Source organism: Myxococcus sp. AM009, assembly GCF_013372605.1.
Classification (GTDB): Bacteria; Myxococcota; Myxococcia; order Myxococcales; family Myxococcaceae; genus Myxococcus; species Myxococcus vastator.
On sequence record NZ_JABXEP010000247.1, the window covers coordinates 1 to 7690 of the forward strand.

Annotated in this window: 6 protein-coding genes; 4 read left to right on the forward strand and 2 right to left on the reverse strand. The window is 70.7% G+C overall.

Annotation, left to right across the window (positions count from 1 at the left end; genetic code table 11):
* The 3 genes from HV824_RS33800 to HV824_RS33810 form a co-directional block, all read left to right on the forward strand.
* A partial coding sequence (locus tag HV824_RS33800; protein WP_255208554.1) for a hypothetical protein occupies nucleotides 1-871 on the forward strand: 871 nt, incomplete at its 5' end.
* A gap of 45 nt (nucleotides 872-916) precedes the next feature.
* Nucleotides 917-1327 carry a cupredoxin domain-containing protein gene (locus tag HV824_RS33805; protein WP_013942235.1) on the forward strand — a complete coding sequence of 137 codons (411 nt, stop codon included), beginning with the start codon at nucleotides 917-919 and terminating at the stop codon, nucleotides 1325-1327.
* A gap of 57 nt (nucleotides 1328-1384) precedes the next feature.
* Nucleotides 1385-4351 (forward strand): helicase C-terminal domain-containing protein, encoded by a 2967-nt coding sequence (locus HV824_RS33810; protein WP_176425107.1) that lies wholly within the window; start codon nucleotides 1385-1387, stop codon nucleotides 4349-4351.
* 13 nt (nucleotides 4352-4364) lie between these two features.
* Here the strand turns inward: HV824_RS33810 and HV824_RS33815 are convergent, their stop codons facing one another.
* Together HV824_RS33815 and HV824_RS33820 are read right to left on the reverse strand one after the other, a co-directional pair.
* Nucleotides 4365-5102 (reverse strand): signal protein, encoded by a 738-nt coding sequence (locus tag HV824_RS33815; protein ID WP_176421174.1) that lies wholly within the window; start codon nucleotides 5100-5102, stop codon nucleotides 4365-4367.
* Nucleotides 5099-5848, reverse strand: coding sequence for a HEAT repeat domain-containing protein (locus HV824_RS33820; protein WP_176425108.1), 750 nt, complete (start codon nucleotides 5846-5848; stop codon nucleotides 5099-5101). The genes HV824_RS33815 and HV824_RS33820 overlap by 4 nt, the downstream gene beginning before the upstream one ends.
* Before the next feature lie 839 nt (nucleotides 5849-6687).
* On the opposite strand from HV824_RS33820, the gene HV824_RS37800 reads away from it, so the two are divergent.
* Nucleotides 6688-7017: a hypothetical protein gene (locus HV824_RS37800; protein ID WP_255208555.1), complete on the forward strand. Its 330-nt coding sequence runs from the start codon at nucleotides 6688-6690 to the stop codon at nucleotides 7015-7017.
* Nucleotides 7018-7690: the final 673 nt, after the last annotated feature.

Below are 7690 nucleotides of genomic sequence, written 5' to 3' on the forward strand. Positions count from 1 at the left end.
CCGCCCCTCGGGCCCCGGCACGGGTGCGCCTCCGGGCAGGTCCCCAGGTGGCTTTGGCGGACGCCCCGGCGGCTTCCGGCCGTCCACGCCGCGGCCGCCCCCCACGCCCGAGCAGATTCAGGCGCTGGCGGTGCGCGAGCGCGTCCCCGCCCGCATCGCGAAGGGCGAGCTCGAAGGGAAGATGAAGTGCCGCATCTGGCGCAAGCTGCACGCCGAGGAGGCGAAGCGCTTCGACCAGGTGTACGAGCTGATGGGCCAGACGCCCAGCCTGTCCCTGGGTGACGCCTTCGGCGTGCTCCAGAGCGGCATGACGGTGGCGGAGTTCATGGCCCGCAAGGAGCGCACCCAGCGCAAGGCGGCCATCAAGCAGGCGCGCGGCGAGGTCGAAAACGCCGTGGTGGCGGACTTCCTGGCCCGCCTCATGAGCGACAAGGCGGAGGTCTCCGTGGTGCTGGCGGAGCGCTCCCTGCTGGACACGCTCCTCGGCGAGGAGCCCATCGCCTTCACGCTGGAGCGCACGGGCCGCCTGGAGAAGCTCCAGGTGGTGCTGCTGGCCCGGCGCGCGGATTGGGAGCGGCTGCTGCCAGGCCTGGAGCGCGATGCCAAGCTGACGCAGAAGCCGTCCGCGGTGGCGCGCCAGCCGGACAAGCGCCCTCACTCGGACCCGCGCGCCTTCCTGGACCACCTGGGGCAGACGGTGCGGATGGTGTTGCGCAACGGCATCACCCTCCAGCTTCCGCTGATGCGCGTGGGCCGGTTCGACCTGCTGCTGGGCGAAGAGGGCCACGAAGTCTTCGTCCCGCTCCACGCCCTGCTGCGCTTCGAGCCCGTCACCTCCCCCTCCGAGAGCGCCCCCGCGGAAGAGGCCTGAGGCCCATCCCCGCGGAGGGCGCGGCCCCTCACCACCGAGACCTCCATGCGTCAGTTCATCTCCCGCATCATCAAGCCCTGGCTCGCCCTGGCCGCGACGGCCGCCATGGTGGGCATCACCCAGCAAGGGTGCACGAAGGACGCCGACGCGGCGAAGGCGCCCGCCGTCCCGGAGAAGCGGGAGAACGGCGTGCGCGTCGTCGAGCTCTCCGTCACCGAAAAGGGCTACGAGCCCAGCCCGGTGAGCCTCAAGAAGGGTGAGCCGGTGAAGCTGGTGGTGACGCGCAAGACGGACCACACCTGCGCCACGGAAGTCGTCATGGACGGCTACGACATCAACACCCCGCTGCCGCTCAACGAGCCGGTGGAGATTGCCTTCACGCCGAAGGAGTCTGGCAAGCTGGTGTACGGCTGCGCCATGAACAAGATGATTTCCGGCGTTTTCATGGTCGACTGACGGACGCTGGCCGATTTCTGGGCAGCGCCGCCGGGAGGAGTAGTCTGCGCGGCCTGAATGGGCGGCGCGGCGGAGCTCTTCACCCGGCATGTCTTCCTCGACCTCGAAACCACGGGGCTGGACCCGCGTGTGGACGAGGTCATCGAGCTGGGCTGCATCTTCTTCGAGAACGGGCGCGAGGTGGAGCGCTTCGCTCGCCTGTACTCGGCGTCGCGGCCCCTCCCCCTCACCATCCGGCGACTGACGGGCCTGACGGACGCGAACCTCGAAGGGCATCCGCGCTTCGGCACCGACATCGCCGAGCTTCGAGAGAAGCTCTCCGGCTGGACGGTGGTGGCGCACAACGCGCCCTTTGAAAAAGGCTTCCTGCCGGACCTGCTGGGCCCCATCCGCGCCCCGGTGCTCGACTCGTGCGAGCTGATGCACTACCTGCACCCGGAGCTGCCCAGCCACTCGCTGGAGTCGCTGCTGCGCTGGGGCGGACTGGCACTGCGCCAGCCGCACCGCGCGGTGTCGGACTGCGAGGCGGTGTACTCGGTGCTGGTGCACGCCATGGAGCGCTGCATCCGCGAGGGCCGTGGCGATGACGTGGTGGACCTGCTCGCCGCGTTGGATCCGCGCAAGGGCGCGGAGCTGCGCCTGGCCATGGAGGGCGTGGGCCTGAAGGACGGCGCGAGCGGCGCGTTCGACTACGAGGAATGGCCGCTGGTGGACCTGCTGTCGCGCCTGGCCGCAGCGTGCCGCGCGGAGGCGGCGCCGCTGGCGCTGGAGGCGCAGGGCTTCCTTCGCGGGAAGCCGGAGCGGCGGCGTGCGGGAGGCGCCACGGCGCTGCCTGAGCCGGAGGCGGATGCCCCCGTGCTGCCGGTGCGTCCGGACGAGGTCTCCGCGCTGCTGGGCGCGGGCGGCGCGCTGGAGCAGGCCGGTGAAGGATTCCTGAGCCGGGCCGCGCAGCTCGACGTCGCGCAGGCGGTGGCGCGGGCGCTGTCGGACGGCGGGCAACTGGCGGTGGAGGCCGGCACGGGCACGGGCAAGTCGCTGGCGTACCTGGCTCCTGCGGCCCTCTTCGCGGCGCGCAACGGGCGCAAGGTCGGCGTGGCGCCGCACACGAAGACGCTCCAGGACCAGCTCCTGGAGAAGGACCTGCCTCGGCTTCACCGGGCCACGAAGGGCGCCTTTGGCTATGCACTACTGAAGGGCCAGACGAACTACCTGTGCCGCCGCCGCGCGCTGGAGGCCACGCGGGTGGAGCCCGGCATGGGGCACTCCGCGCGCGCGCCTCGGGCGTACCTGCGCGCGTACCTGCGCCGCAGCGGCGAGGGCGACCTGGACCGGCTGAGCCACTGGTTCCGCGAGCGCTTCCCGGTGCTGATGGCGTTGGTGCCCGCCGTGCGCTCCGAGGCGTCGACGACGCTGGGCGAGAAGTGCCCGCACTTCCACCGCTGCTTCTATCACTCGGCCGTGGCGCAGGCGCGGGAGGCCGACGTGCTGGTCATCAACCAGTCGCTCGCCTTCGCGTGGCCCGCGCGCTACCCGAAGTTGGACCACCTGGTCCTCGACGAGGCGCATGAGGTGGAGGACGTCGCCACGACCGCGCTGGCGCTGGAGCTGTCGGACCTGGCCTTCCTCCGCCTCACCGAGCGGCTGCACGGGAGGGACGGACGACGCGGCCTGTTCGCCGAGCTGCGCAAGGCGCTGAGCGCTTCGCGCCGGACGGAGACGCGGGCGCTGATGGGCGAGGTGGAGGATGGCCTTCGCCGGTTGCTCGACGACGCGCGCGACCTCGGCGCTCGCGTCACGGAGCTGTGCGAGCCCGCCGCCACCGCCGTGGGCGAGGACCCGGACGAAGGCGCGTACTCACCGGAGCTGCGCATCACCGCGACCGTGCGCGCCCTGCCCGCCTGGGAGCCGGTGCGCGAAGGGCTCGAAGGCGTGCGCGGCGCGCTCCAGGCGCTGCATGTCCTGCTCTCTGTGCGCGTGCTGGCCGCGCTCCCCGAGCTGGCGGCCCGGCAGCCCGCGCTGGAGCGGGAGCTGTCCGGTGCCACCACGGAGCTGGGCGAGCTGGCGGTGCTCGCGGGCGAGCTGTCCGGTGAAGCCGCGCCAGGACGGTGCTACGCGGCCACGGCGGAGCCGAAGCGGCAGCGGTGGAGCCTGAGCGCCCAGCCAGTGGATGTCTCCGCCTACGTGTCGAAGGACTTCGCGGAGAGCAAGCGCACGTTGGTGCTCGCCTCCGCCACGCTGGGCACTGGCGACGGCTTCCCCTTCGTCCTCCGGCGCCTGGGGCTCGACGGGCGCGGAGGCCGGCCCGCGCCCCGGCTGGTCCGCGCGGCCACGCCCTTCAAGCTGCAGGAGCAGGCGCTGGTCGTGCTCGTCACCGATGCGCCTCGTGCGCACGAAGAAGCCTTCATCGAGTGGGCCTCGCTCCGGATTTCGGGCCTGGCACAAACGATGGGCGGCCGGGTGCTGGGGCTGTTCGCGTCGACGCGCCGCATGGAGCGCGTGGGCACGAGCGTGCGCGGACGACTGGACCCGCTGGGCATCGAGGTGCTGCGACAGTCACGCGGGCACAGCCGCTCGCTGGCGGCACGGCAGGAGAAGGACACGGGCACCGTGCTGCTGGGGACCAAGAGCTTCTGGCAAGGCGTGGACATCCCCGGCCGCGGCGTGGGCTGCGTGTTCATCGACAAGCTGCCCCTGGAGCCCGCCATGCGTCCGCTGGTGGCCGCGCGCGAGGAGCCCCTCTCCCGGAACGGCGGCGAGTACATGGGCTTCCTCCACTACCGGCTTCCCCGCGCCCTGCTGCAGCTGCGCCAGGGCGTGGGCCGGCTCATCCGAGCCACGACGGACCGGGGCGTGGTCATCATCTCGGACCCGGGGCACCCCAGCTACCGTGGCCACCTGATGAACGCGCTGGAGGGCTATCGCGTCGAGGCGCTCCCGTGGGCCCAGGCGCGCCTGCGCATCCACGCGATGCTGAAGGAGACGGGGCTCACCGTGGAGTCAGGAGCCGCGCGGTCCTGGGGGTGAGCCCTGGAGCGGCTCAGTCCTCGAGCCGGGTGCGGTAGCGCGCATCGAGGGCGCGCAGCTCGTGGATGAGCTCGGGGGAGGCGCCCGAGTGCTCCGCGGCCAGGAGCGCGTTCGACAAGGTCCTCGCGTCCTCCTCGTTCTGCTCGCGGAGGCGCTGCACCATCTTCCGCGTGGCATCGAAGAGGTCCTGGAGGTCGTCGCCATCCCGGAGCCCGTGCTGGGGTGGACGCAGCCGGCCGTCGTGGACCTCCTGCACCATGCGGCGGATGCGGAAGAGCGGGCCCGCCACCTTGTGCGTCACCACGATGGTCCCCAAGCCCACCACCGCGATGAAAGCCACCAGGAAGCCCCCCAACGCCCACCAGGTGAGCTTCTGCTGCCGCTCCAGCTCCGCGCGTTGGGCGACGATGGCGGCGCGCTCTGCCTCGTAGGCCGCGTCGATGGCCCGCGCCTTCTCGCGGAAGCTCGCCTCGAACGTGGGGTCATCCATCCGAGTCAGCAGCTCGTTGGAGAGCGTGGCGCCGGACAGCTCGCGGCTGACCTCCGCCGCGCGGGAGCGGGCCTCCACCGCCGTCGCCGTCTCGCGCATGAGCGACCGCGCGCCTCTCACGAGGAACACGCCCAGCAGCGCCGACAGCACGAGCGTCACCGAGACGATGTACGCCGTCAGCTTGAGCTGGAAGCCCGTTTCGAGGAGGAAGTTGCGCCAGCGCCGCTTGGGCGGCGTCAGGGGCGCCGTGGTCGTCGTCATGTCTCGCTGCTCCACTCGAAGGTCTCCGCCGCTTCCTCCACCGCGCGAGGTACCAGCGCCTTGAGGAGATCGCCAGGCTGAGCGCCCGCGGCATTCACTTCCACCTGCCCCATCAGCGACAGGTCCGGGTAGGTGAGGCACACCAGCGCCACCCGCAGCCCGCCGCTGTCCGTCGCATGAAGCTCCGGGGTGATGCGGTAGCCCCGCACCCGAAGCTTCTTCAGCGTGCCCTTCGCCGCCGCCTTCGTCTCCTTCGCGGGCGCGAGCTGGGCCCCACTCCGCATCAGCCGAGAGCGCAGCCGCGCCTCCGTCGCCTTCACCAGGTCGGCAGGGAGCTTGCCCGTGCGGTCCTTGACCGCCTCGAGCTGCACGTAGAAGCGCGGCGGGCGGGACTGGTACTCCTTCAGGGCGCCCACGGCCTCGCGCACCGCCGCCTGGACCGACGCGTCCGCCTCCGCCTTGTGGGCCTGGAGGCAGGCGAGCCCGTCGGGCTCCAGCAGCTTCGCCAGCCCCTTCGCCACGGCCGCGCGCACCAGCTCGCTCTCGTCCTTCAATCCGTTGCACAGCAGCGGCACGGCCTCCGGGTCCTCCGTGGCGCCGAGCACCAGCGCCGCCTGCGAGCGCGAGCGCGGGTCCTTGCTCTTCTGGAGCTGCTTGCCCAGGAAGGCAATACGGGAGCTCCCCTGGGCCAGGGCCGCGCAAGGCGCGAGGAGCAACAGGACGAGGGCAGAGGAAAGCAGCTGCATGTGCAGGGAAGGTGTCCGGAGAGTCTAGCGCCGTCTGACGATTGCCGAACAGTTGCATGGCCTTGCACCTGGAAGACAGTGGGTCATGCCCACGCCCACCCTGGAGGACCGACCCGCTTCTGTCAGTCCGGGTGTCTGTCCAGACCTGGGACGCCGTGGGAAGGGCGCACGGTGCGGGGCCGTCACAGCGGCCCGGGCTCGGCCCCTGTGGCCCTACAACCGATGCCTCCCGCCTCCGCCACCACAGCAGGACCGGCAGGAATCGAGCCATCCGCTCGGGGATGTGGCCTTCCTGGGGTAATGTGCGCTTCTCCAGGAGGGCTCACCAGGTGTCTTTCACGTCCCGGTTGGAAGGTCTGCTCCAGAACGTGGGGTTGGGCGGTATCGTGGGTGAGGTGCGCGCGCGCCTCGGGCTCAAGGAGACCCGAGACACGTCCGCGCCCCGGTCCTCGGACTTCCCCTCACCTCCTCCTCGTGGCGCCGCGCAGCAGACCGTGGTCGAGCGCACGCCGCGTCCCAGGCCTGCCATCTCCCAGCCGTCCGACGCGTCGGCGCCGGAGCCGACCGTGGCAGAGCGCACTCCGCCGCGTGGCGCGGCAATTACCGACGCTGACGTACCTTCGGTTGCCCAACCCTCAACGCCTGAGCCCTCCCGGAAGATGACGGCGAAGGCGTCTCGCACCGGGGCGAAAAAGAAGAAGCCCGCAGCGCGACAGGCCCAGGGCAGCGCTGGAGTCAGGTCGGAGAAGCGGACCGCACGGCCGGCCGCGAAGACGAAGAAGCGAGCGCGGCCCGCGAAGGAGGCCGCTTCGACCTCGAACGGGAATGGAGGCACCGCAGTGGACCAGTTGCTGTCCGCGCTGCGCAGCCACCCGCGGCAGCAGGACCTCATCTCGGCGGGCAAGCAGAAGGACCAGCTCGTGCGGTCACTCATCCCCCTCTATCTCGCACGCTCACTGGATGGGGAGTTCGAGGTGACGTCTGGAACGACATCCCGGTTCTGGGGAGAACTTGGGGTCACCTACGCCGCGCCGAACGCGGCCAAGGCGCTCCGCCTGCACGGTGGTTACGCGCAGGACACCCAGAAGGGCAAAGCCATCACGGCCCGGGGCGTCCAGTACGTCGAAGAGATGCTGAGTCGTTTCGGAAACGCCTCTTCAAGCACCTGAATGGCGAGCAGCCGCGACGGGAAAGAGGGCGCAGGGCGCTTCGTCTTCAGCTCGCCCCGCACCATCACTCTTCTCGAACCGTCCCTGGCGCATCGGCAATCTCCCATGCACTAGAGTGAACGCCATACTTGGACCAAGCCTGATGCATCGCGCCCTCCAGGCTTGAGTGCCATGTATCGCCCGAGCATCTGCCGGAGCCATCCCAGACAAACAACAGGACGGCACCGTACTCTTCGGCAATCTCAAGCGACACCGCCTGCCCGAATTCCCGATGCAGCGACGACCGACGTGTCGCCGATTCAGGCAATGAGTTCACACGCGAGCACGGAAGCTGGGCAACAAGCCTTGGTCCCATCGAAGTCGCGTTGCCTTCCATAAACGTTCTGCCTCGCGCCGGTGACAGCTCTCTGCCCGACCGACTACACGCTGCGCCCGCAGTCTCGCCCTCCGGGCGCTCACGGCACGCGGGTTGAGTAAAACCGAGAACCATTGCTGGCCCCTGACAGCGGGTTGGGCCCACCTTCCGCCCAAGCACATGCCGGTCAGGTCGCCTGCCTGGCGGGAATCCTTGGAGCCGAAACGGCGAGCACGATGCTGGCGCTCATCGATTCACACCTGATGCGCCGCCTGCGTCCCCCTGACGCCCACAGCCCGCGCCTCGCCGGCTCCCCGC

What these genes read in the sequence shown, in the direction of transcription:
- HV824_RS33805 (WP_013942235.1), top strand. Translation starts at nt 917, where the DNA reads ATGCGTCAGTTCATCTCCCGCATCATCAAGCCCTGGCTCGCCCTGGCC.
- HV824_RS33810 (WP_176425107.1), top strand. Translation starts at nt 1,385, where the DNA reads ATGGGCGGCGCGGCGGAGCTCTTCACCCGGCATGTCTTCCTCGACCTC.
- HV824_RS33815 (WP_176421174.1), bottom strand. Translation starts at nt 5,102, where the DNA reads ATGACGACGACCACGGCGCCCCTGACGCCGCCCAAGCGGCGCTGGCGC.
- HV824_RS33820 (WP_176425108.1), bottom strand. Translation starts at nt 5,848, where the DNA reads ATGCAGCTGCTTTCCTCTGCCCTCGTCCTGTTGCTCCTCGCGCCTTGC.